The organism is Streptomyces sp. NPDC004721 (assembly GCF_053601495.1).
The window spans coordinates 26,473-49,160 of sequence record NZ_JBSGBZ010000011.1; the positions used below are offsets into that span (position 1 = coordinate 26,473).

The window sequence follows — 22,688 nt, forward strand, 5'->3', positions numbered from 1 at the left end:
TCAGGGCAAGGGGCGGAAGTGCCGCTCGAGCCCCTGCCACACGTCGTCGTACCGCCGCTGAAGGTGCTCGGCCCCGGCCGCGTCCGGCGTGAGCGCCAGCGGCCAGCGCGTCTCGAACATGAACGCCAGACCGTCGTCCACCTTGTGCGGCCTCAGCTCCGCCGCGCTCGCCCGGTCGAAGGTCTCCCGGTCCGGGCCGTGCGCAGACATCATGTTGTGCAGCGAGCCGCCGCCCGGCACGAAGCCCTCCGCCTTGGCGTCGTAGGCGCCCTCGATCAGGCCCATGTACTCGCTCATCACGTTCCGGTGGAAGTACGGCGGCCGGAAGGTGTCCTCGCCGACCAGCCAGCGCGGCGCGAAGACGACGAAGTCCACGCCGGCCAGGCCCGGGGTGTCGGAGGGCGAGGTCAGCACCGTGAAGATCGACGGGTCCGGGTGGTCGTACGAGATCGTGCCGATCACATTGAAGCGGCGCAGGTCGTAGACGTACGGCACGAGGTTGCCGTGCCAGGCCACCACGTCCAGCGGGGAGTGGTCGTAGGTGGCGGTCCACAGATTGCCGCAGAACTTGTTCACCACCTCCACCGGGCCCTCGGTGTCCTCGTAGGCGGCGACCGGAGCGCGGAAGTCGCGGGCGTTGGCGAGGCCGTTGGCGCCGATGGGGCCGAGGTCGGGGAGGCGGAAGGGGGCGCCGTAGTTCTCGCAGACGTAGCCGCGGGCGGTGGCGTCGAGAAGCTCCACGCGGAAGCGCACCCCGCGCGGGATGAGCGCCACGTCGCCCGGTTCGGCGTGCAGCATCCCGAACTCGGTGTGCAGCAGCAGCCCGCCGCGTTCCGGCACGATCAGCAACTCGCCGTCCGCGTCGCTGAAGACGCGCTCCATCGAGGAGTCGGCGTGGTAGAGGTGCACGGCCACGCCCGTGCGCTGGGTGGCGTCGCCGTTGCCGCCCAGCGTCCACAGTCCGGCGAGGAAGTCCGTGCCGCGGGCGGGCTCCGGCAGCGGGTTCCAGCGCAGCCGGTTCGGGTCGGGCACCGTCTCGGTGAACGGCGCCGTGCGGATCATGCCGTTGCCGGTCCGGGCGAACGCCGGGTGCGCGGCCGACGGGCGGATCCGGTACAGCCACGAGCGGCGGTTGTGGGCCCGCGGCTCGGTGAACGCCGTACCGCTGAGCTGCTCCGCGTACAGCCCGAGGGGGGCGCGCTGCGGGGAGTTGCGGCCCTCGGGCAGCGCGCCCGGAACCGCCTCGGAACCGTGCTCGTTGCCGAACCCGGAGAGGTAGGTCAGTTTCTCGGCGGTCTTGCGTGCGTCCCCGCTCATGATCGCTCCCTTGCAACCTGATTCCTATGGAACACCGTAGGATTGGGTATTCCGGGGCGCAAGGCCCCCTACTCCGGGCGGAGGCCGGAACCCGACCTCAGGGGGATCCGGCGGGTCCGGCCGCTGCTCTACGCTCCCCAGTCATGTCGTCGTGGACGCGGGGATCACTCGCTGCGCTCGCGGTCTGTGCCCTGCTGTTCGCCGGGCCGGCGGGCTGTGGACCAAAAGGCGCGCACGGGCCCGTGGACGGGAAACCGGCCGAGCCCGTGGGCAAGCTCCTCGACCACACCGACGAGGAGGGCCGGCGCTACCGCGAGGTGGACCGGAAGACCGCGCCCGAGGTGCGCGTCGAGGTGCGGCCGGGCGCCGACGGCGACTGGGACGTACGGCTGGCCGTGCGCCGCTTCCGCTTCTCCCCGGCCGGCACGGCGGCCCGGGCGACGGCCGGGCGCGGCCTCGCCCAACTGCTGGTGGACGGTCGGCTCGTCGTCCGCCTGCGCGCCCCGGAGTACCGCCTCTCCGGCCGGTTCGTCCCCCACGGCACCTATCACGTCACCGTCCGCCTCTACGCCGACGACGGCACGGTCTGGGCGGTCGCGGGCCATCCGGTCCAGAGCACGGCCGACATCACGGCCGCGCCCCCGGAGTCGCCGGAATCGCCGGTGTCGTCCCAGGCCGTGTCTCCGAAGGAGCCTGCCCAGGCCGTGTTTCCGAAGCCGTGGCGGGGCGCGGCCCGGCCTGCCGGGAGGCGCGCTTCACCCGCTCGCCGGGGGAAGGCATGATGAAGCCGTGCCCCACCCGACCCCGCTTCGCCGTGCGCCCGTGCAGCGACGCAGCGCCGAACGGCTGACCAGGATCCTCGACGCCTGCGCCGATCTCCTCGACGAGGTCGGCTACGACGCGCTGACCACGCGCGCCGTCGCGGAGCGCGCCGGTGTGCCCATCGGCTCGGTCTACCGGTTCTTCGGCAACAAGCGGGCGATGGCGGACGCGCTCGCCCAGCGCAACCTCGACCGGTACACCGAGCGCGTCACCGGGCGGCTGAAGAAGGCGAAGAAGACGGGGACCGGCGGATGGCGTGCCGCCATGGACGCCGTCCTGGACGAGTACCTGGCCATGAAGCGGACCGCCCCCGGGTTCTCCCTCGTCGACTTCGGCAACCAGATCCCCGTCGGCGCCCGCTACGCCGAACCCAACCACCGCGTCGCCGACCGGCTCACCGACCTCCTGTCCGGCTATCTGCGCCGCCCGCCCGACGACGACCTGCGCCGCACCTTCCTGATCGCCGTCGAGACCGCCGACACCCTGGTCCAACTCGCCTTCCGTGTCGACGCGCAGGGCGACGAGCGGATCATCGAGGAGATGCGGCGGATGCTGCGTGCCTACCTGGAGCGGGTGCTGGACTGAGGCCGATTTCCCGGTGCCCTCAGGTCCCGGAGGGGAGGGGCGGGAAACGGTTGCGCCGGGCGGGGGAACGGTGACGGCGCGTAGGGTGCCGGTTGCTTCGCGACCACCCGCGCCGCTGCCCCGGTCCCGTGCGACCACCCTGCGCATCCCCTCCCTCGGCATCGACGCGCCCATCATCAGGGTCGGCCTCGACGGCGACCGGGAGCTCCGGACGCCACCGGTCGACAAGCCCGAGCTCGTCGGCCGGTACGACGGCGGACCCACGCCCGGGGAGCCCGGCACGGCGGTCGCGGTCGGGCACCGCGACACCAGGACCGGCGCCACCGTCTTCGCAGGGCTCGGCCAACTCGGTCTGGGCCACCGCATCGAGGTCCGGGGCGAGGACGGCCGCACCGCCGTCCACACCGTCGACAAGGTACGGGTCTTCGACAAGGCCCGCTTCCCGGACAAGGAGGTGTACGGCACGTCCCGCCGTTCCGAACTCCGCGTGATCACCTGCGGCGGCCTCTGCGCCCACCGAGCCGGCTACTCCGGCCACGTCGTCGTCTTCGCCCACCTGACCTCGACGACCTGACGCCGCGCGGCGCGGCGGGCGGGTGGCCCACGGCCGGCCACCCGTGCTGAACGCGATCGTCCGCTTTCCCGCCCGGCGGACGGCGGCGCCCGATCCTGCCCGGTCCCTTCCCCCCGGCGCGCACATTCCGTTAACTTCCGTGGCTCATACGCCCCGTACGACCCGCACGAGGCGTTCGACCCGCGGAGCCTCAGTGCTCTGGTGAGTCCCGGGGGAATGCCTCATGACACGCGCCATCTCTCTGCACGATGTGACCAAGACCTACACCAAGGGCGTCCGCGTGGTGGACCGCCTCTCGCTCGACATCGCGCCCGGCGAGTTCCTGGTGCTGCTCGGGCCCTCCGGCTGCGGGAAGTCCACCGTGCTCAGGATGATCGCCGGGCTGGAGGAGATCACCGAGGGGCAGTTGCTGCTCGACGGCGAGTACGGCAACGATCTGCCGCCCTCCGGCCGGGACATGGCGATGGTCTTCCAGAACTTCGCGCTCTACCCGAACATGACCAGCCGCGACAACATCGGCTTCCCGCTGCGCATCGAGTCGCCCGGCGCGGATCCGGCCGGCCGCGTCGACGCCACCGCCCGGATGCTGGGCATCGAGGACCTCCTCGACCGCTTCCCGAGCCAGCTCTCCGGCGGCGAACGCCAGCGGGTCGCCATGGGCCGCGCGATCTCCCGGCATCCCTCCGCCTTCCTGATGGACGAGCCGCTGTCCAACCTCGACGCCAAGCTCCGCAACCATCTGCGCGCCGAAATATCCAAGCTGACCCGGGAGTTGGGTGTCACCACGGTCTACGTCACCCATGACCAGTCCGAGGCCATGTCCGTGGGCGACCGGGTCGCCGTCCTGCGCGGCGGCGTCCTCCAGCAGGTGGACACCCCGCGCGCGGTGTACGCCCTGCCCCGCAACGTCTTCGTGGCCGCCTTCATCGGCACCCCGCGCATCAACCTGCTGCGCGGCCTGGTCCGCGCCCCGCTCGACGGCGCCATGACCATCAGCCTGGGCAAGCAGTTCCTGCGCCTGCCCGAACCCCTCTCCCTGGACCACCAGTTGCTGCGCGTGCAGCAGGGCCGCGAGGTGATCGTGGGGCTGCGCTCGGAGGCCGTTCGGATCGACCCCAAGTTCTCGGCTTCGTCCCGGCGGACGAGAGCCCCCGCGCCCGCCGCACGGCCCGGGGAGGTGGCGATCACCGGGCTGGTGGAGCACATGGAGTTCCAGGGCCACGAGGTCCTCGTCCACTTCAACACCGGCTCCCGCCCCGCCGTCGTACCCGATCTGGAGGCCCCGCGTCCCACCCGGCGCCCGACCCGGCGGCGCCGGCGCGAGGGCACGGTCCTGAACCGGCTGCGGGACCGGGCGGGCGCCCTGCGCGCGGGACCCGTGGTGGTGCTGGAGCACCCCGCCGGACCCGCGCCGGAACCGGTCGCCGCGCCCGAGCCGCGCCTGCCCGGCGACCTGGTCGTGCGGACCACACCGGACATCGAACTGCGGCACGGCATGCAGGTGCCGCTCCTGGTCGACATCGCCCGCCTGTTCGTCTTCGACCAGCGCGGCGAGCGCATCTGCCCGGCCCCGGACCGCCTGCCCGACCTGGAGGAGTGAAGGACCCGGGCAGGTCGCGGGCCGGCCGGGTGAGGGGTGTGAGGTTGACGGAAAGCTACCGGCGCTGGTTCATGGGCTGTCAGTAGCTTGTTCACGCGGAAGCTTGTCCACGCGGACGAGACCGACGACGGCCCCCGCCCCGGAGGAGCACGATGAAGGCACACGACGGCATGTACATCGACGGCGCCTGGCGTCCCGCCGAGGGCCGGGACGTAGCGGGCACGCGTGCGCGGTTACATCGAGAAGGGTGTCGCCGAAGGCGCCCGCCTCGTCGCGGGTGGCCCCGAATCCCCGTGCGAACGGGGCTACTTCGTCAGCCCCACCGTCCTCGCCGACGTCACCCCCGAGATGACCGTCGCCCAGGAGGAGATCTTCGGCCCGGTCCTCTCCATCCTCCGCTACGACGACGAGGAGGACGCCCTGCGCATCGCCAACGGCACGGTCTACGGCCTCGCCGGGGCCGTCTGGGCGGGGGACGAGGCGGAGGCGGTGGCCTTCGCCCGCCGGATGGACACCGGCCAGGTCGACATCAACGGCGGCCGCTTCAACCCCCTCGCCCCCTTCGGCGGCTACAAGCAGTCCGGCGTCGGCCGCGAACTCGGCGCCCACGGCCTCACCGAATACCTCCAGACCAAGTCCCTCCAGTTCTAAGGGAGTCACGCGTCATGGCCGTACGTGCCGCCGTCCTGCCCGCCATCGGCTCCCCGCTGGAGATCACCGGGATCGAGTTGCCGGAGCCCGGGCCCGGCCGGGTCCGTGTCCGGCTCGCCGCCGCCGGGGTCTGCCACTCCGATCTGTCCCTGACGAACGGCACCCTGCCGGTGCCGGTGCCCGCCGTTCTCGGTCATGAGGGCGCGGGGACCGTCGTCGCGGTCGGCGAGGGCGTCAACCAGGTCGCGCCGGGCGACGCGGTGGTGCTCAACTGGGCGCCGTCCTGCGGGAACTGCCACGCCTGCTCGCTCGGCGAGGTCTGGCTGTGCGCCAACGCGATGAACGGCGCCGCCGACATGCACGCCCGCACCGCCGACGGCACCGAACTGCACCCCGGTCTGAACGTCGCCGCCTTCGCCGAGGAGACGGTGGTCGCCGCCTCCTGCGTGCTGCCCCTCCCGGACGGCGTCCCGGTCGCCGACGCCGCGCTCCTGGGCTGCGCCGTCCTCACCGGCTACGGCGCCGTCCACCACGCGGCGAAGGTGCGCCCCGGTGAGACGGTCGCGGTGTTCGGCGTCGGCGGGGTGGGCCTCGCCACCCTCCAGGCCGCCCGGATCGCCGGCGCCGAGAGGATCGTCGCCGTGGACGTCTCCCCGGAGAAGGAGGAACTCGCCCGCCGGGCGGGCGCCACCGACTTCCTCCCGGCCACCGGGGACACCCCCCGCGAGATCCGCGCCCTCACCGGGAAACAGGGAGTCGACGCCGCCGTGGAGTGCGTGGGCCGCGCGGTCACCATCCGCGCCGCCTGGGAGTCCACCCGCCGTGGCGGCCGCACGACGGTCGTCGGCATCGGCGGCAAGGACGAGCAGGTCACCTTCAACGCCCTCGAACTCTTCCACTGGGGCCGCACCCTGACCGGCTGCGTCTACGGCAACTCGGACCCGGCCAGGGACCTGCCCGTGCTCGCCGAGCACGTCCGCGCCGGCCGGCTGGACCTGACCACCCTGGTCACCGACCGGATCTCCCTGGACGACATCCCGGCCGCCTTCGAGAACATGCTGGCCGGCAAGGGCGGCCGGGCGCTGGTGGTGTTCTGAGGCCCGCCGCTCGTCCCGGGGTCAGGACACGCGTTCCGGCCGGGGCTCCTCGCGCGCCGTCCGGGAGGTCCGGCGGTGCGGACGGGAGCGGGAGACGGCCACTCCGGCCAGGCACAGGGCCCCGCCCACCAGGGTCACCGGCCCCGGCACCTCACCCAGCGCCAGCCACGACATCAGCACGACCAGGGCCGGTACGGCGTACGTCGTCGCGCCCATCCGGCTCGCGGTCGTGCGGGACAGCGCGTAGGCCCAGGTCGTGAAGGCGAGCGCGGTCGGGAACACGCCCAGGTAGACCATGTTGAGCGTGGCCGGCAGCGGGGCGCGGGCGGCCTCGTGAAGCAGTTGGCCGGTGAAGGGGAGGCAGACGACCGCGCCGACCAGGCACCCGAACGTCGTCACCTGCAACACACTCGCCCGGCCCAGCGCCGGCTTCTGGGCGACGACCCCGGAGGCGTACGCGACCGCCGCCAGCAGGCACAGCACCACGCCCAGCACCGAGGAGCCGCCGCCGCCCGACATCGACAGGCCCACGGTCACCGCCCCCGCGAACGACACCGCCATGCCCGCCAGCAGCCGAGGCGGCATCGGATCCCCCAGCAGCCGCGCCCCGAGCAGCGCGATCAGCAGCGGGCCGACATTGACCACCAGCGCCGCGGTACCGGCGTCCACCTGCTGCTCGCCCCAGTTCAGGGCCACCATGTAGAAGCCGAACCACAGCAGCCCGGATATCGCGATCCCGCGCCAGGCCGCCCGCGGCGGCCACCCCTCCCGCCGCACCAGGCAGATCGCGCCCAGCGTCAGGGCTCCGGCCAGCAGCCGCCCGAGGGCCAGCGCGCCCGGCGAGTACGCGGCACCCGCGCTGCGGATCGAGACGAAGGCGGAGGCCCACAGCACCACGGTGACCGTGGCGGCCGCTGCGGCCAGGCGGGATGGAGAGACGTTCATCATGCTTCCTGAGGCTAGGCGGGCAGGGGTGTGCGGGGCTCGCGGATTTCGGACGGCCAGGACCGGCCGCGGTGCGTTCAGCGCAGCGCCGCCGTCTCGATCCCCAGCAGGTCGGACAGGGCGCGTGCGCCGGCCGGGGTGACCCCGACGGCGCGCTCCGAGCCGATGCGCACGCACCAGCCCGCGTCGAAGGCGTGCCGGCACAGGGCCGCGCCGGCGGCCCCCGCGAGATGGGGGCGCCGTTCCGTCCAGTCGAGGCAGGCCCGGACCAGCGGGCGCCGCCCCGTGCGGTCCAGGCCGATGCCCAGCGTGCCGAACCAGTTCAGCCCGGCGTCCGTGAGCGCGAAGCCGAGGTCCTGGCGCAGCAGCCCGCGCGCGGTGAGCGCGTCGGTGAGCGCGATGCCGAGCCGCCCGGCGAGATGGTCGTAGCAAGTGCGCCCGCGGGCCATCGCCGACCCGGCGCTCGACTCCCGCAGTGTGCGCGGCCGGCGCGCGGTCCTCGGTGCGGCCTGGGCGGCCAGGTCCTCCACGAGCTGGGCGACCCGCGCGTCGGCCAGGCGCACGTACCGGTGCCGGCCCTGCCGCTCCTCGGTGAGCAGCCCGCCCGCGACGAGCTTGCCCAGGTGCTCGCTGAGCGTGGAGGCGGCGACGCCCGCGTGCCGGGCCAGTTCGCCGGCCGTCCACGCCCGCCCGTCGAGCAGCGCCAGCAGGCACGCGGCCCGCGTCTCGTCGGCGATCAGCCCGGCGAGCGCGGCCAGCGATGGTGCCACGGGGTCCGCGCGCCGGGTCCGTACCCGTTCTCCGGTGCTCATGAGGCCAGCATGGGACACCGACGGTTCGGCGCGCGCCGAAGTGTGCTCACGCGCTCCGCCCCACCTGCTCGTACTGCCGCGCCAGCCCGTCCAGCAGGGCCACGAGACCGGTCTCGAAGGCCCGTTCGTCGATCTTCTCCTGCTGCTCGGCCAGCAGATGGGCCTGCCCGAGACGCGGGTAGTCGGCCGGGTCGTAGGCGCCGGTGTCGTCCACGAAGCCCCCGGCAAAGGAGCCGAGCGCGGAGCCCATGACGAAGTACCGCATCAGCGCGCCGATGGAGGTCGCCTGCGCCGGCGGCCAGCCCGCGTCGGCCATCGCGCCGTAGACCGCGTCGGCCAGCCGCAGCGCGGCGGGACGGCGGCCGGGGCCGCGGGCCAGGACCGGAACGATGTTCGGGTGGTCGCGCAGGGCGGCCCGGTAGGACACGGCCCAGTCGTGCAGCGCGGTCCGCCAGTCCCGGCCGTCCTCGAACATCGACAGGTCGACCTGGGCGCTCACCGAGTCCGCGACCGCCTCCAGGATCTCGTCCTTGGTCCGGAAGTGGTTGTAGAGCGAGGGCCCGCTCACCCCCAGCTCGGCGGCGAGCCGGCGGGTGGAGACGGCCGCCAGGCCCTCCGCGTCCACGAGCTCCCGCGCCGTCGCGACGATGCGGCCGGTGCTGAGGAGGGGGGTGCGGGGTCGGGCCATGGCGCACATCGTAGAGCGGCGGGATCGAACAGGCGGTGCTCCCGCGGGCGGGCGTTCCGGGCCCCGCGCGCCGGTACCCGGAGTTTCTGAGTACGCGAGCTGAGTATCCCGGCGGATGCGGTGCCGGGCCCGTGGGCCGACGCTGGTCGCCATGAGTGACACACCGGTCAAGCAGCAGAACACGGCCGCCTTCTACGGCCAGGCGGTCGCCTCCTTCGGCATCGCCATGGCGGCCACCTCCATCGGCATCTTCCGACTGAACGCCGACGCCTGGGTGCGCGCCTTCCTCGCCATCGCCGTCCTGTACCTTGTCACCTCCGCGTTCACGCTCGCCAAGGTGATCAGGGACCGCCAGGAGGCCGGCCGGATCGTCAGCCGGGTCGACCAGGCACGGCTGGAGAAGCTGCTCTCCGAACACGATCCCTTCGAGAAGCTGTGAGGCCGCGGGCCGCCGTACACCGCCGGCCCAGCAGGCTAAGCGAGCGCTCACCCTCGGCGGTATGGTGGACGCCCTGACGCGAAAGAGGGGCGAGCGATGACTACGGCGGAGGAGACGGCCGGCGGTGACCCGCAGCCGTGGGGCGAGGTCACCCCGGACGCGGCCCGGCGGCTGCTCGTGGCCGCCGTGGAGGCCTTCGCCGAACGGGGCTACCACGCGACGACGACCCGCGACATCGCGGGCCGGGCCGGAATGAGCCCGGCCGCCCTCTACATCCACTACCGGACCAAGGAAGAACTGCTCCACCGCATCAGCCGGATCGGCCACGAGAAGGCGCTGGAGATCCTGCGCACCGCAGCCCGGCGCGAGGGCGGGGCGACCGAGCGGCTCGCCGACGCCGTCAGCTCCTTCGTGCGCTGGCACGCGGGCGGGCGCACCACCGCCCGGGTCGTGCAGTACGAACTGGACTCGCTCGGTCCGGACGCCCGAGCGGAGATCCTCGCACTGCGCCGCCAGGTCGACGCCGAGGTGCGCGGGATCATCGAGGACGGCGTCGCCTCGGGCGAGTTCGACGTGCCGGACGTGCGCGGCACCACGCTGGCGGTGCTCTCCCTGTGCATCGACGTCGCCCGCTGGTTCAACCTCGACGGCCCCCGCACCCCCGAGGAGGTCGGCGCGCTGTACGCCGACCTCGTGCTGCGGATGGTCGGGGCCGGCCGGGACCTTCCCGAGACGCTCTAGAACCGGAACCTTCCCGAGACGCTCTAGAAGTAGTAGCGCACCACCGACTCCGCCACGCACACCGGCTTGTCGCCGCCCTCGCGCTCCACGGTGAAGGCGACGGTCACCTGCACCCCGTCCGGCACGTCGGCCACGCCGGTGATCGCGGCGGTGGACCGCAGCCGTGAGCCGACCGGGACGGGGGCGGGGAAACGGACCTTGTTGGTGCCGTAGTTGACGCCCATCCGCACGCCCTCGACCGCGATCAGCTGCGGACCGAAGAGCGGGAGCAGCGACAGGGTCAGATAGCCGTGGGCGATGGTGGTACCGAAGGGGCCCGCGGCGGCCTTCTCCGGATCCACGTGGATCCACTGGTGGTCGCCGGTCGCGTCGGCGAACAGGTCGATCCGCTTCTGGTCGATCTCCAGCCAGTCGGTGTACCCCAGCCGCTCACCCACCGCCGCCCTGAGTTCGTCAGGGGACGTGAAGATCCTCGGCTCTGCCATGTGTCCGGCCTCCCGCCTCACGGTCGAAGTCTAAGCAACTGCTTAGCATGGTCGCGTGCGGGGTCCCTGTCAACGGACCGGGCGGGTGGCGCGGTGGGTAGGCTCTGAGAGGTGCCCCAGATCCCCGAGAAGATCCACGAGCTGACCGTCGGCCAGCTGTCGGCCCGCAGCGGCGCCGCCGTCTCCGCCCTGCACTTCTACGAGTCCAAGGGTCTGATCAGCAGCCGCCGCACAACGGGCAACCAGCGCCGCTACTCCCGCGACACGCTGCGCCGGGTCGCCTTCGTCCGGGCGGCGCAGCGCGTGGGCATCCCGCTCGCCACGATCCGTGAGGCGCTCGCCCGGCTCCCCGAGGAGCGCACCCCCACCCGGGAGGACTGGGCACGGCTCTCCGAGGCCTGGCGCTCCGAACTCGACGAGCGCATCAGGCAGCTCAACCGCCTGCGCGACCACCTCACCGACTGCATCGGCTGCGGCTGCCTGTCCCTGGACACCTGCGTGCTGTCCAACCCGGACGACGTCTTCGGCGAACGCCTGACGGGCTCGCGCCTGATGGCGGAACGGGGGAGCGGCGCCGCTCGCGCGTAGTCCCCCCGCGGTGGGCGGCAGCGCATCCCGGCGGAATCGGCCGCCGCCGCGCCGAACTCCCCGGACCGCCCTGCGAGACGCGCCGGTCCGCCGCGTGCCGACGGGCGCCGGCGGTCCCCCGGCCGCCGGGCGGGCTCCGAGGCGCTCCGTCATCCGTCCGGCAGGACCGGTGCACCTCACCTCAAGGGCCTGACGTCGTGGTCAGGCGGACATCAGCAGCCGCCCCCGCCTGGCGTACGCCAGGGCCTCGGGCGTGAGAACGGGCAGCGGGACCAGGATCCCGCAGACCGCGCAGACCGGGCCGGACGACGGCTCGTGATCCAGGTCGTACGTCCAGGCCAGCCGCTCACCACCGCACACCGGGCACGCCGCGCCCGGTTCGCGCTCCAGCGCGGCGATCAGCCGGCGCAGCACCTCGGCCAGCGGTTCCCGCGGGTGCACCCGCGGGTCGTCGCACCAGGCGACCCCGAAGCCGCCCCAGGTCATCCGGTGCCAGTCGTCCACGCTGCCCGGCCTGCGCAGCCCGTCGTGCTTCTCCTGCTTGCGGCGCCTGGCGAACCCGGCCTCGTAGTCGAGCCACACCGAACGCGCTTCTTCCAGTTCGTCCAGTGCGGCCACGAGCCGCACTGGATCGGGGGACCTGTCCTCGGGTCCGAACCCGGCCCGGGAGCACAGATGGTCCCAGGTCGCCCTGTGCCCATAGGGAGCGAACCGCTCGAGGCACTTGCGCAGCGAGTAACGCCGCAGCGCCAGATCGCACCGCGGGTCCCTCACCTGTCTCGCCAGACTCCGGAAACCGGCCATCGCCCTGCACCTCCGTCACACCTGCATCCGCACTTCGGTCACTGCGGCGTCGTCGTACGGAGCCGTCGCGACGGCTCCGCCGGATAGACGTGCCGACATTCGATCCGGCTCCATCCGTTTTCCGATGCCCGCCATAACGCCGCCCTGGTTGACCTCCACGGGGTGGCCCCAAAAAGTGACGCATGTTCATCTTCCCCCTGGGTGATACCGGCGGTAACGTCCCGGCACCACCCCCGTCGGGAGGAGCTGCCATGCACCGGCGCACCCCACACTTCGCGCTTGCCAGACTGAGAACTCCCCGCAGATTCCCCGGGTTCCTGAAGACCGCATCGGTATGCGTCCTCATTACCGGTCTTTTGTCGCCCTTTTCCCAAGCGGCCGCGGCCGGGACGCCGGCCGGGGGCGCCGCCGGCGCGACCGCCGCGGCCTCGAACGACTACTGCGGCGGCCAGTGCTCCGACATCCTGCCGCCCGGCGAGAACGGCAACGCCACCCTCGCCCAGATCCTCCTCAACCAGGCCTTCGGCACCCAGCCGAGCCACGCCGAGGACCAGCTCGGCCCGTACGCCAACCTGGCCACGGGCTACCCCGCGCTCACCGACGCGAAGATCAACTCCTTCTTCAACGACGCCTCGTTCGGCGTCGCCTCCGGGCAGATCGCCTCCACCGAGAAACCCGCGGGCCGCAGTGACGTGACGATCGTCCGCGACAGGAAGACCGGTGTGCCGCACATCACGGGCACCACCCGCTACGGCACCGAGTTCGGAGCCGGGTACGCCGCCGCCCAGGACCGGCTGTGGCTCATGGACGTCTTCCGGCACGTCGGCCGCGGGCAGCTGACCTCCTTCGCCGGCGGCGCGGCCGCCAACCAGGGCCTGGAACAGGAGTTCTGGCGCAACGCCCCGTACACCGAGGCCGACCTCCAGGCGCAGATCGACCGCGCCGTGGCCGGGAACGGCGCCCGCGGGCAGCAGGCCCTCGCCGACGTGAACGCCTACCTCGACGGCATCAACGCCTACATCGACGCGTCCGACTCCGGCCGCTACTTCCCCGGCGAGTACGTCCTGACCGGCCACAAGGACTCGATCACCAACGCCGGCACCATCGCCCACTTCAAGGTCACCGACCTGGTCGCGCTGGCCTCCGTGGTCGGCGCCCTGTTCGGCTCGGGCGGCGGCGGCGAGGTGGACAACGCGCTGTCCCTGCTGGCCGCCCAGTCCAAGTTCGGCGTCGAGGAGGGCACCAGGATCTGGGAGTCCTTCCGTGAGCGCAACGACCCCGAGGCCGTCCTGACCGTGCACGACGGCAAGAGCTACCCGTACGCGACGAAACCCGACGACCCCAGGGGCCGGGCCCTGGCCGACGCCGGCTCGGTGGCCCAGGAGCCGCTGGTGTACGACCGCACCGGCAGCGCGGCGACCGCGGCCGCGCGGGGCGCCACCTCCTCGGCCGCGAAGAGCGCCCTGACCTCCGCCCGGCGCGGCATGTCCAACGCCCTCGTCGTCGGCGGCGAGCACACCGCGAGCGGCCACCCGGTCGCCGTCTTCGGCCCGCAGACCGGCTACTTCGCGCCCCAGCTGCTGATGCTCCAGGAGATCCAGGGCCCGGGCATCAGCGCCCGCGGCGCCTCCTTCGCCGGCCTGAGCATGTACGTCGAACTCGGCCGCGGCCAGGACTACTCGTGGAGCGCCACGACCTCCGGCCAGGACATCATCGACACCTACGCCGTCGAACTGTGCCAGGACGACTTCCACTACCTGTACCGCGGCACCTGCACCGCCATGGACAAGGTCGAGCAGACCAACTCCTGGAAGCCCACCGTCGCCGACGGAACGGCGGCCGGCTCCTACACCATGCGCGCGTGGCGCACGAAGTACGGCCCGGTCGAGTACCGCGCCACCGTCGGTGGCAAGAAGGTCGCCTACACCACCCTGCGCTCCTCCTTCCTGCACGAGGCCGACTCGATCATCGGCTTCCAGATGCTCAACGACCCCGACTTCGTGAAGGGCCCCGAGGACTTCCAGAAGGCCGCGCAGCACATCAACTACACGTTCAACTGGTTCTACGCCGACTCCCGGCGCACCGCGTACTACAACAGCGGCGACAACCCGGTGCGGGCGAACGGCGTGGACGCCGAGTTCCCGGTGTGGGCGCAGCCGGCGTACGAGTGGCGGAACTGGAACCCGGGGGTCAACACCGCGGACTACACCCCGCCCTCCGCCCACCCCGCCTCCGTCGACCAGGACTACTACGTCTCCTGGAACAACAAGCAGGCCCTGGACTACTCCGCGGCCTCCTGGGGCAACGGCTCCGTGCACCGCGGCGACCTGCTGGAGGACCGGGTGAGGAAGCTGGTCGCGGCCGGCGGGGTGACCCGTGCCTCACTGGTGAGGGCGATGGCGGACGCGGCCGTGGCCGACCTCAGGGCCGAGGACGTGCTGCCGAACCTGCTGAAGGTGATCAACAGCTCGCCGGTGACCGACTCCGCGGCCGCGGCGGCGGTGGGCAAGCTCCAGACGTGGCTGTCCGCGGGCGCCAGGCGCACCGAGACCTCGGCGGGCTCCAAGACCTACGCCAACGCCGAGGCCATCCGGATCCTGGACGCCTGGTGGCCGCTGCTGGTGAAGGCCGAGTTCGAACCGGGGCTCGGCAGCGACCTGTACAGCGCCTTCACCGCCAACCTGCCGGTCGACGAGTCCCCGTCGGCCGGGCACGGCCCGACCGGCTCGCACGCCGGAAGCGCCTTCCAGTACGGCTGGTGGAGCTATGTCGACAAGGACATCCGGGCGGTGCTCGGCGAGCCGGTGCAAGGTCCACTGGGCCGGACGTTCTGCGGCGGCGGCAGCCTGAGCACCTGCCGTGACACCCTGATCGGCACCCTGAAGCAGGCGACGGGAGCGAAGGCGGCCCAGGTCTACCCCGGCGACGACCAGTGCTCCGCGGGTGACCAGTGGTGCGCCGACTCGATCGTCCAGCGCGCCCTGGGCGGCATCAAGCACGGGAAGATCAGCTGGCAGAACCGCCCGACCTTCCAGCAGATCGTGGAGTACACCGGCCACCGTTAGGTCTTGCGAACCGGCGGCTCGACCGGGGCGGCGGGCCGGTGTCAGCGGACACGGCCCGCCGCCAGCACCACCCGCGCCAGCTCCGGGTGCACGATGTCGCTGTGCGCGCCGCACGGCGGGCCGCCGCGCCTGACCACCTCGGCCGCGTCCACGTTGACGCATCCCGACGCCGGGAACGGCGCGGCCAGGGCCGCGGAGAGGGTGCACGCGCGCGTGCCGGGCACCGCTTGCACGCCGTCGTGCCCCATCGCACCCCAGCGAGCCCCGAGCAGGGCGCCCACGTCGAGACCGAGCACCGACCGGTCGTCGTCCGCCATCCGCGAGGCCAGCGGATACAGCGTGCCGAGGGCCGTGTCGAAGCGGGAGTAGCAGCACACGAGGGGACCGTCGACACGGCGTTCCCGGCCCCGCAGCACTCCGCCCGCGCGCGGATCGCCCGGCAGCCGGGGCGCGAACGCGTAGTGGGAGAAGGCACCTTGGAGCAGCGTCACGGACTTCACCGTCCGCACGCCCTCGGGCAGCCCGCTCAGCGCGAACGACACCAGCCGCCCGCCGAAACTGTGGCCCACCAGATGGATCCGCACCCCGGGCGCCGCCTGCGCGAGCCGCCCGACCACCGGGCCGAGCCCCCGCTCGCCGACCGTGCCCGCGCGCCGCTTCATCGTGTAGTACGTCGCCTGCCGCAGCAGCTCCTTCGCCCCGTCCCACGGGTTCGGCAGCGTGAACGACCGCTGCCCGCCCGGGTCCCCGAGCCCGGCGAGGGCCCCGGCGAACTCGGCGCAGACCTCCGCCGCGGGCCGTGCGAACATCGCCGGCTCGCGCTGCGGCACGCCCTCCGTCACGGTGTCCGCCGCGAAGCGGGCCCACGGCCCCGGCGACACGTCCTCGACCAGCCGCCGCACCAGCCGTCCGAACTCCTCCAGCGCGGCCGGTTCGCGCGCGGGGCCGTCCAGCATCCGCGCGAGCGCGTCGACCACCGCGGCCCGCCCGGGGAAGGTGTCCCGCAGCGCCTTCCGGGTGTCCTTGTCGAGCGCAGCCGACGGCACCGGCCCGGCGGCGGTGGACCGGGGGAAGTCGGGGATGGGCTCGTCGCAGAACCGCATCGACGGCCACACCACCCCGACGTACCCGATCCGGGCCACCGGGGCGAGCCGCGGGACGGGCCCGAAGAAGCTGCTGTAGAGCCGGGTCGCGCCCGAACGGTCGTTGTTCCAGCCGTGCGCGAAGACGATCAGGTCGCGCACCTCCCGCCGCTCGACTCCGGCGAGCAGCCGGTCCCGCTCGGCGCCGTCCACGTCCCCGTCGGCGTCGAAGGTCAGTTCCCAGTAGGGAGCCACGCTGATGTCCGGTACCGCCATGACCGACCCCCTCGTTCCCGGAAGCGGAGCGATGTGTCGCGCATCGTCCTGCCAACGGGCCGGGCCGGCCAGGGGGCACGGCTCGTCAGTAGAGGAGGTATTCCTTCCGGGTCTTCCGGAACGCGGCCAGTTCCTGCCGCCAGGCCGCCACCACCTCGTCGGTGTCCGCCCCGGCGTCGATCATCGTGCGCACCTGGGTGGAACCGGTGAGCTTGTCGATCCAGTTGTCCGAGCGCCAGGCGAACCCGCTCCAGACCCGCTTGGCGGTCACGAGCAGCGCGATCCCGGTCCGCACCGGGTCGAAGGCGTCCCGGTTGTGCACGTGGATCTGCACCCCGCCGACGGTCGTGTTCTGGAACTTGGAGAAGGTTGGCGCGAAGTACGCCTCCCGGAAGCGCACGCCCGGCAGGCGCAGCGCGTTGGCCGCGGCCGCCCAGCGTCCGTCGACGCCCGGCGCGCCGAGCAGCTCGAAGGGACGGGTGGTGCCCCGTCCTTCCGACAGGTTGGTGCCCTCGAACAGACACGTTCCGGAGTACACCAGGGCGGTGTCGGGCGTCGGCATGTTCGGGCTCGGCGGCACCCAGGGCAGCCCGGAGGCGTCGTAGAAGTCCGACCGCCTCCAGCCGGTCATCAGGACGGTCTCCAGCGGAACCGGCGTGGTCAGGAACTCGCCGTTGAACAGCCGCGCCAGCTCGGCGACGGTCATGCCGTGCGCCTGGGCGATCGGCTTCCGGCCGACGAAGGTCGCGAACTCCGTGTGCATCACCGGCCCCAGGGCCTCCCGGCCGGTCACCGGGTTGGGCCGGTCGAGCACCACGAACCGCTTGCCGGCGAGAGCCGCGGCCTCCATGCAGTCGTAGAGCGTCCAGATGTAGGTGTAGAAGCGGGCGCCCGCGTCCTGGATGTCGAAGACGACCGTGTCCACGCCGGAGGCCGTGAAGACGTCGGCGAGCGGCTGCCCGCTCTTGAGGTACGTGTCGTACACCGGCAGCCCGGTGGCCGGGTCGTCGTAGCGGCCCTCCGAGCCACCCGCCTGCGCGGTGCCGCGGAAGCCGTGCTCGGGGCCGAAGACGGCCATCAGGTCCACCCGGCGGTCGGCGTGCATCACGTCCACGATGTGCCGCACGTCCCGGGTGATGCCGGTCGGGTTGGTGACGATCCCGACCCGCTGCCCGCGCAGGGAGGCGTAGCCCTCGGCGTCGAGGCGCTCGAAACCGGTGCGCAGCGTGCGGTTGCCCCCGGAGGCGGCCTGGGCCGGGGCCGCCACGGCTCCGGAGGCCGCCGCGGCGGCGGTGGTGGCGAGCAGGCTCCGTCTGGACAGCTTCATACAGTGACCTCCGTGATCGCTGCGGGTGTCATGTGCACGCACGCTAGCCTGCGCCCGCCCGCCAGGGAACGGAGCGGACGGCGCCTCCTGCGGAACATGCCTTCCGAGACCACATACCGACTGGTTAGTCTGAAGCGGCGGAGTCGAGTCGATCCGTGTCGTATCGGAGCCTGCCGAAGGAGGCCGATGGTGCAAGCCGTGCAGGGTGCGGGAGTGGTCGTCACCGGGGCCGGAGGCGGCATCGGCGCCGCGCTGGCCCGCCGGTTCGCCGCCGAGGGCGCCCGGGTCGTCGTCAACGACCTCGACGCCGACCGGGCCGCGTCCGTGGCCGGGGAGATCGGCGGGATCGCGGTCCCGGGCGACGCCTCCGAGGCCGTCGCCGCGGCCCGTGACGCGCTCGGCGGCACGGTCGACGTCTACTGCGCCAACGCGGGCCTCGGCTCGGGCGGTTCGGAGGCGGCCGGCGAGGAGGTGTGGGCGCAGGCCTGGGACGTCAACGTCATGGCCCATGTCCGCGCCGCCGAGGCGCTGCTCCCCGCCTGGCTGGAACGTGGCAGCGGCCGGTTCGTCTCCACTGTGTCCGCGGCCGGGCTGCTCACCATGATCGGCGCGGCTCCGTACAGCGTGACCAAGCACGGCGCGTACGCCTTCGCCGAGTGGCTGTCGCTGACCTACCGCCACCGCGGGATCAAGGTGCACGCGATCTGCCCTCAGGGCGTGCGCACCGACATGCTGGCCGCCACCGGCAGCGCCGGCGACCTGGTGCTCCAGCCCACCGCGATCGAGCCGGAGGACGTGGCCGACGCCCTGCTCGAGGGCATCGCCGAGGACCGCTTCCTGATCCTGCCGCACCCCGAGGTCGCCGGGTTCTACCGGGCCCGGGCCGCCGACCCCGACCGCTGGCTGACGAACATGAACCACATCCAGCGGACATGGGAGGAGACCCGCTGACACCGGGGGCGCGGGCGACCGGGGCCGACCGAGATCCTGCCGGACTTGCCGAGGACGGCAAATGGGAAGATCCTCCGTCGGGAACTGCGTTCCCGTAGGCAGCACAGCGAGCAGGAACACGGAAGGCAGGTGGCGGCAGGTGCCCAGGACGACGGACTCAGGCGGTACTCCGGTGCCGCAGCGGCTCCTGGCCGCCGCCACCCGGCTCTTCGCCGAGCAGGGCTACGACCGCACCTCGGTGCAGGAGATCGTCGAGGCGGCCGGCGTCACCAAAGGTGCGCTCTACCACTACTTCGGCTCCAAGGACGACCTCCTGCACGAGGTGTACGCGCGCGTGCTGCGCGTCCAGCAGGAGCGCCTCGACGCCTTCGCGGACGCCGACGAACCGGTCGAGAAGCGACTGCGGGACGCGGCGGCGGACGTGGTGGTCACCACCATCGAGAACCTCGACGACGCCATGATCTTCTTCCGCTCGATGCACCATCTCAGCCCGGAGAAGAACAAGCAGGTGCGCGCCGAGCGCCGGCGCTACCACGAACGCTTCCGCGCGCTCATCGAGGAGGGCCAGCGGGCCGGCGTCTTCTCCACGGCGACCCCTGCGGACCTGGTGGTCGACTACCACTTCGGCTCCGTCCACCACCTGTCGACCTGGTACCGGCCCGACGGCCCGATGGGCCCCCAGCAGGTCGCCGACCACCTGGCCGACCTGCTGCTGCGGGCGCTGCGGCCGTAGCGCGTTCGTACGCCCGGCCGGCGTCCGAGCGGGTGCTGGGGGCGGCCCCCGCCGTGCCGCCACCGGGGCCGGTTCACCCCCGTGACCGGTGCGCCTTAAGCCGTTCGTAGGCGGCCAGGCCGTCCGGTACCCACTCCCACTTGCCCAGGCGGCGTTCCACCTCGTCCTCGGGCAGGAAGTCGTGCCAGGCGACCTCCTCGGCCTGCGGCCGCACCGGCAGGTCGCAGCGCACCTGGTAGACCGCCGACCACCAGGTGCGGCCGGCGCCGTCGTCGTACAGGAACTTGAAGAGGTACTCGGGGCGGGGCAGTCCCGTCACCCCCAGTTCCTCCTCGGCCTCGCGCAGGGCCGCGTCGTCGTAGGCCTCGCCCGCGCCGACCACCCCGCCGACGAACATGTCGTGGAGGGAGGGGAAGACCAGCTTGGTGGAGGTGCGCCGGTGGACGAAGAGGCGGCCCTCCGCGTCCCGGGCCTGGACGAAGACGCAGCGGTGGCGCAGCCCCTTGGCGTACGCCTCGCCGCGCGGGGACCGCCCGACGACCCGGTCCTGTTCGTCCACGATGTCGAGGATCTCGTCTTCAGCGCTCATGCCGACATCCAAGCAGGCCGCCGTGCCGGCAGGCCGCCGTCCGGGTGGGCGGCCGTCACCGTCCGCGTGGCCGCGGGCCCGGTCCGGCTCAGCGTGATTGCAGGTCGTGCTTCCGCTCGGGCACCGCCGCCCCGTACGGCATCGCCGGGTGCAGGCCGAGCAGGACGATGCCCACCACGATCGCCGCGAGGCCCGACGCCTCCCAGGCCAGCGCCCCGGTGTCGGTGCGCAGCCGGTCGCCGAGGAAGCCCACCCCGCAGACGATCCCGGCCAGCGGCTCGGCCGCGGTCAGGGCCGGCAGGGACATGCGCAGCGGCGCCGTCTCGAACGCGCTCTGCACCAGGATCAGCCCGGCGACGCCGATCACCAGCAGGCCGTACGGCTGCCAGCCGGTGAACAGCTCCGTCCAGCCGCCCGCCGAGAACCGCTGCCCGCTCACCCGGGTCAGCGCGTCCTGCACGCCGTAGAGCAGCCCGGCGGCCACCGCCAGCAGGACCGGTCCCCAGCTCAGCCGCGAGCGCTTGGCGAACGCCGTCAGCAGCAGGGCCACGCCCACCATCACGCCGATGATCAGCCAGTGCCGCAGCGGGTCGGTGACGGCGCTGCCGGCACGCGGGCGGCCCGCCACGATGAACGCGGCCACGCCGCCGGCCAGCAGGGCGAGCCCCGCCCAGCCCTGGCGGCCCAGTGGCTGCCTGGTCTGCCGTCGGGACAGGGCGAGGGCGAACAGCAGGTTCGTGGCCAGCAGTGGCTCCACCAGCGAGATCTCGCCCCGGCCCAGGGCGAAGGCGCCCAGCACCATGCCTCCGATCATCAGCCCCAGACCGCCCAGCCAGCGCGGCACCTTCATCAGGTCCAGCAGCAGCCGGGGCGAGAGGAAGTCGCCGAGCGGTGCCCGCTGGGCCGCGTTCTGCTGGAGCACGAAACCGAAGCCGAGGCAGCAGGCGGCGCTCAAGGCGAGAATCAGAACCAGAACCGACACGCCGCTACCTCGATCATCCGGCCGGGCCATGCGTAGTGGCCGACTTTGACGCGCTCTCCGACATGAATGCCGGAGATTCAGCCCGTGCCGCGTGATGTGGCACCTCTGAGGCTTCCTGCTTCGCCGACCCGCGCCACCGAGGTGGTCCTATCGGGTCTCCACAGGCTTTCGAGCCCGAGGGCTCCGTTCCCGCCCGTCCGGCGGTACCTGACGCGGTCACCCTACCGAACACCGATCCGCCTTGGCGGCGAATCGGCTCTTCCTGCCCCGCCTGATACGCCACAGGAGTGACCCTCGATCCTGCTGCTGACGCCGTGGGTCGACTTGCCCGGCGGCGCACAAGTGCCATACATGCAAAGGCAGTTGACGCGTGTAACGCGAGGGTGACCCTTGACGGAGCGCATTGGCTGGGGGTTTGCTGTCCGTGATCAGCCGATGGCAAGCCGATGACCGACGAGCAAGCCGAGGCCGGTGGGCCGAACGGGGGGCCGCTCCCGGGGCGTACCGGGCCACGAAACAAAGAGCGCGTGAGGAAGTCCCGCGGTGTCCCCACCCCCGCCTCCCCTCGGACGCGGCCGCAAGCGAGCGGCCCAGGCCTTCGACACCGCTCTCGACGACACCGAACTCCGTGACGCGCGCATGGCGTTGGCGCAGGGCCGGTGGCAGGCGGTGCGCTCGCTGCTCGTGCGCACCAACGACGACTGGGACCGCCGGGGACATCGCGTCACCGTCCTCGCCGAGGAGTCCCACACCGCGGCCTGGACCCGTGACTGGCTGCTCGCCGAGCCCGAGTCCGCCGACGCCTCCGTCCTGCTCGGCATGTCCCTGGTGCAGGGTGCCCTGTGCGGCAGGGAGAAGCCCGACCGGGCCCGCGAGGCCTGCCGTGCGGCGGCCGAGCTGGCGCCCGGGGACCCCACGCCGTGGCTCGGCCTGCTCCTGCTGGAGCGGGGCCTGGGCGACGAGGAGGAGGTGGTCCGCCTCTTCGACAAGGTCCACCACCGCCACCCCGACCACCACCACGCGCACCACCTGATGGTGGCCCAGCTGGCCGAGCGGCACGCCGACGCCGGCCCGGATCCGCTGCACGAGGTCTACGACTTCGCCAACTGGGCCGCCGAGCGGGCGCCCGCCGACTCACCGCTGGCCATGCTCCCGGTGGTCGCGCACGCCGAGCGTTACCGCGTCCTGGCCGGCACCGGCCACGCACAGGCCGACCCGGCCGCCTCCGGGCACTGGACCGGCCGCCGGGCCCGCCAGGTGATGAAGGCCGCCTTCGACTGGTGGCTGGAGTGGGAGCAGGAGGGCCATCCCCGCCGCCTGGTCGATCTGAACTTCCTCGCCCACGCCAAGCACTGCGAGGGCCGGGGTGCCGAGGCCGCCGCCCTGTTCCACCGCATCGGCGACCATCCCACCCAGGCGCCGTGGGCGTACCCCGACCGAGATCCGTACACCGCCTTCCGCATCGCGCGCGCCGGCGCGCTCGGTGCGGTGTAGTGCCCCGCAACCCCGTACGCACCACGACCCCGACGCCCGAA

23 protein-coding genes and 1 pseudogene are annotated in these 22,688 nt (G+C 72.8%); 13 read left to right on the forward strand and 11 right to left on the reverse strand.

Annotated elements, in window-relative coordinates; all coding sequences use genetic code 11:
* Complete coding sequence (hmgA, locus tag ACWEK3_RS12455) at positions 1-1,317, reverse strand: homogentisate 1,2-dioxygenase (protein ID WP_453249650.1); 1,317 nt, start codon at positions 1,315-1,317, stop codon at positions 1-3.
* A 143-nt stretch (positions 1,318-1,460) separates the two neighbouring features.
* On the opposite strand from hmgA, the gene ACWEK3_RS12460 reads away from it, so the two are divergent.
* The 6 genes and pseudogenes from ACWEK3_RS12460 to ACWEK3_RS12485 all read left to right on the forward strand — a co-directional run bounded on the left by ACWEK3_RS12460 (position 1,461) and on the right by ACWEK3_RS12485 (position 6,646).
* Positions 1,461-2,099: a hypothetical protein gene (locus tag ACWEK3_RS12460; RefSeq protein WP_453249651.1), complete on the forward strand. Its 639-nt coding sequence runs from the start codon at positions 1,461-1,463 to the stop codon at positions 2,097-2,099.
* A 7-nt stretch (positions 2,100-2,106) separates the two neighbouring features.
* Positions 2,107-2,724: a TetR family transcriptional regulator gene (locus ACWEK3_RS12465; RefSeq protein ID WP_450538753.1), complete on the forward strand. Its 618-nt coding sequence runs from the start codon at positions 2,107-2,109 to the stop codon at positions 2,722-2,724.
* A 13-nt stretch (positions 2,725-2,737) separates the two neighbouring features.
* The gene (locus ACWEK3_RS12470; protein ID WP_453249652.1) at positions 2,738-3,298 is read left to right on the forward strand and encodes a class F sortase; all 561 of its coding nucleotides are present in this window, start codon (positions 2,738-2,740) and stop codon (positions 3,296-3,298) included.
* Between the two features lie 223 nt (positions 3,299-3,521).
* Positions 3,522-4,898 (forward strand): ABC transporter ATP-binding protein, encoded by a 1,377-nt coding sequence (locus tag ACWEK3_RS12475; protein WP_450538751.1) that lies wholly within the window; start codon positions 3,522-3,524, stop codon positions 4,896-4,898.
* Positions 4,899-5,114: 216 nt separating this feature from the next.
* Positions 5,115-5,549, forward strand: a pseudogene (locus ACWEK3_RS12480) (aldehyde dehydrogenase family protein); the annotation flags it as partial.
* Between the two features lie 14 nt (positions 5,550-5,563).
* Complete coding sequence (locus ACWEK3_RS12485; protein ID WP_453249653.1) at positions 5,564-6,646, forward strand: Zn-dependent alcohol dehydrogenase; 1,083 nt, start codon at positions 5,564-5,566, stop codon at positions 6,644-6,646.
* A 21-nt stretch (positions 6,647-6,667) separates the two neighbouring features.
* On the opposite strand, the gene ACWEK3_RS12490 is transcribed toward ACWEK3_RS12485, so the two are convergent.
* The 3 genes from ACWEK3_RS12490 to ACWEK3_RS12500 form a co-directional block, all read right to left on the reverse strand.
* Positions 6,668-7,594: a DMT family transporter gene (locus ACWEK3_RS12490; protein ID WP_376545143.1), complete on the reverse strand. Its 927-nt coding sequence runs from the start codon at positions 7,592-7,594 to the stop codon at positions 6,668-6,670.
* A 74-nt stretch (positions 7,595-7,668) separates the two neighbouring features.
* Positions 7,669-8,403 (reverse strand): ArsR/SmtB family transcription factor, encoded by a 735-nt coding sequence (locus tag ACWEK3_RS12495; RefSeq protein ID WP_450538747.1) that lies wholly within the window; start codon positions 8,401-8,403, stop codon positions 7,669-7,671.
* A gap of 46 nt (positions 8,404-8,449) precedes the next feature.
* The gene (locus tag ACWEK3_RS12500; RefSeq protein ID WP_450538745.1) at positions 8,450-9,091 is read right to left on the reverse strand and encodes a TetR/AcrR family transcriptional regulator; all 642 of its coding nucleotides are present in this window, start codon (positions 9,089-9,091) and stop codon (positions 8,450-8,452) included.
* Positions 9,092-9,242: 151 nt separating this feature from the next.
* On the opposite strand from ACWEK3_RS12500, the gene ACWEK3_RS12505 reads away from it, so the two are divergent.
* Both ACWEK3_RS12505 and ACWEK3_RS12510 read left to right on the forward strand, forming a co-directional pair.
* Entirely contained in the window at positions 9,243-9,530 is a 288-nt protein-coding gene (locus tag ACWEK3_RS12505; RefSeq protein WP_450538743.1) for a YiaA/YiaB family inner membrane protein, read from the forward strand.
* Between the two features lie 96 nt (positions 9,531-9,626).
* Positions 9,627-10,271, forward strand: coding sequence for a TetR/AcrR family transcriptional regulator (locus ACWEK3_RS12510; protein WP_450538741.1), 645 nt, complete (start codon positions 9,627-9,629; stop codon positions 10,269-10,271).
* Positions 10,272-10,294: 23 nt separating this feature from the next.
* Here the strand turns inward: ACWEK3_RS12510 and ACWEK3_RS12515 are convergent, their stop codons facing one another.
* Positions 10,295-10,756: a MaoC family dehydratase gene (locus ACWEK3_RS12515; protein ID WP_450538739.1), complete on the reverse strand. Its 462-nt coding sequence runs from the start codon at positions 10,754-10,756 to the stop codon at positions 10,295-10,297.
* Between the two features lie 111 nt (positions 10,757-10,867).
* Between ACWEK3_RS12515 and soxR the strand changes: the two genes are divergently transcribed.
* Entirely contained in the window at positions 10,868-11,344 is a 477-nt protein-coding gene (soxR, locus tag ACWEK3_RS12520) for a redox-sensitive transcriptional activator SoxR (RefSeq protein ID WP_450538738.1), read from the forward strand.
* 201 nt (positions 11,345-11,545) lie between these two features.
* On the opposite strand, the gene ACWEK3_RS12525 is transcribed toward soxR, so the two are convergent.
* Both ACWEK3_RS12525 and ACWEK3_RS12530 read right to left on the reverse strand, forming a co-directional pair.
* On the reverse strand, positions 11,546-12,148 hold the full coding sequence (locus ACWEK3_RS12525) for a hypothetical protein (RefSeq protein ID WP_361416451.1): 603 nt from the start codon (positions 12,146-12,148) through the stop codon (positions 11,546-11,548).
* A gap of 15 nt (positions 12,149-12,163) precedes the next feature.
* The gene (locus tag ACWEK3_RS12530) at positions 12,164-12,307 is read right to left on the reverse strand and encodes a hypothetical protein (RefSeq protein WP_453249654.1); all 144 of its coding nucleotides are present in this window, start codon (positions 12,305-12,307) and stop codon (positions 12,164-12,166) included.
* A 92-nt stretch (positions 12,308-12,399) separates the two neighbouring features.
* On the opposite strand from ACWEK3_RS12530, the gene ACWEK3_RS12535 reads away from it, so the two are divergent.
* Entirely contained in the window at positions 12,400-15,213 is a 2,814-nt protein-coding gene (locus ACWEK3_RS12535; RefSeq protein ID WP_453249655.1) for a penicillin acylase family protein, read from the forward strand.
* A 41-nt stretch (positions 15,214-15,254) separates the two neighbouring features.
* Here ACWEK3_RS12535 and ACWEK3_RS12540 read toward each other — a convergent pair whose 3' ends face one another.
* Complete coding sequence (locus tag ACWEK3_RS12540) at positions 15,255-16,571, reverse strand: serine-threonine protein kinase (protein WP_453249656.1); 1,317 nt, start codon at positions 16,569-16,571, stop codon at positions 15,255-15,257.
* An 85-nt stretch (positions 16,572-16,656) separates the two neighbouring features.
* Complete coding sequence (locus tag ACWEK3_RS12545) at positions 16,657-17,898, reverse strand: exo-beta-N-acetylmuramidase NamZ family protein (RefSeq protein ID WP_453249657.1); 1,242 nt, start codon at positions 17,896-17,898, stop codon at positions 16,657-16,659.
* Positions 17,899-18,084: 186 nt separating this feature from the next.
* Here ACWEK3_RS12545 and ACWEK3_RS12550 point away from each other — a divergent pair, with 186 nt between their 5' ends.
* Complete coding sequence (locus ACWEK3_RS12550; protein ID WP_384424495.1) at positions 18,085-18,849, forward strand: SDR family oxidoreductase; 765 nt, start codon at positions 18,085-18,087, stop codon at positions 18,847-18,849.
* A gap of 139 nt (positions 18,850-18,988) precedes the next feature.
* On the forward strand, positions 18,989-19,582 hold the full coding sequence (locus ACWEK3_RS12555) for a TetR/AcrR family transcriptional regulator (RefSeq protein ID WP_365431629.1): 594 nt from the start codon (positions 18,989-18,991) through the stop codon (positions 19,580-19,582).
* A 73-nt stretch (positions 19,583-19,655) separates the two neighbouring features.
* Here the strand turns inward: ACWEK3_RS12555 and ACWEK3_RS12560 are convergent, their stop codons facing one another.
* Positions 19,656-20,171: an NUDIX hydrolase gene (locus ACWEK3_RS12560; protein ID WP_453249658.1), complete on the reverse strand. Its 516-nt coding sequence runs from the start codon at positions 20,169-20,171 to the stop codon at positions 19,656-19,658.
* Between the two features lie 88 nt (positions 20,172-20,259).
* Entirely contained in the window at positions 20,260-21,153 is an 894-nt protein-coding gene (locus tag ACWEK3_RS12565; RefSeq protein ID WP_450538732.1) for a DMT family transporter, read from the reverse strand.
* A gap of 543 nt (positions 21,154-21,696) precedes the next feature.
* On the opposite strand from ACWEK3_RS12565, the gene ACWEK3_RS12570 reads away from it, so the two are divergent.
* A complete protein-coding gene (locus tag ACWEK3_RS12570) occupies positions 21,697-22,647 on the forward strand; it encodes a hypothetical protein (protein WP_450538730.1) in 951 nt (316 codons plus the stop codon).
* Positions 22,648-22,688: the final 41 nt, after the last annotated feature.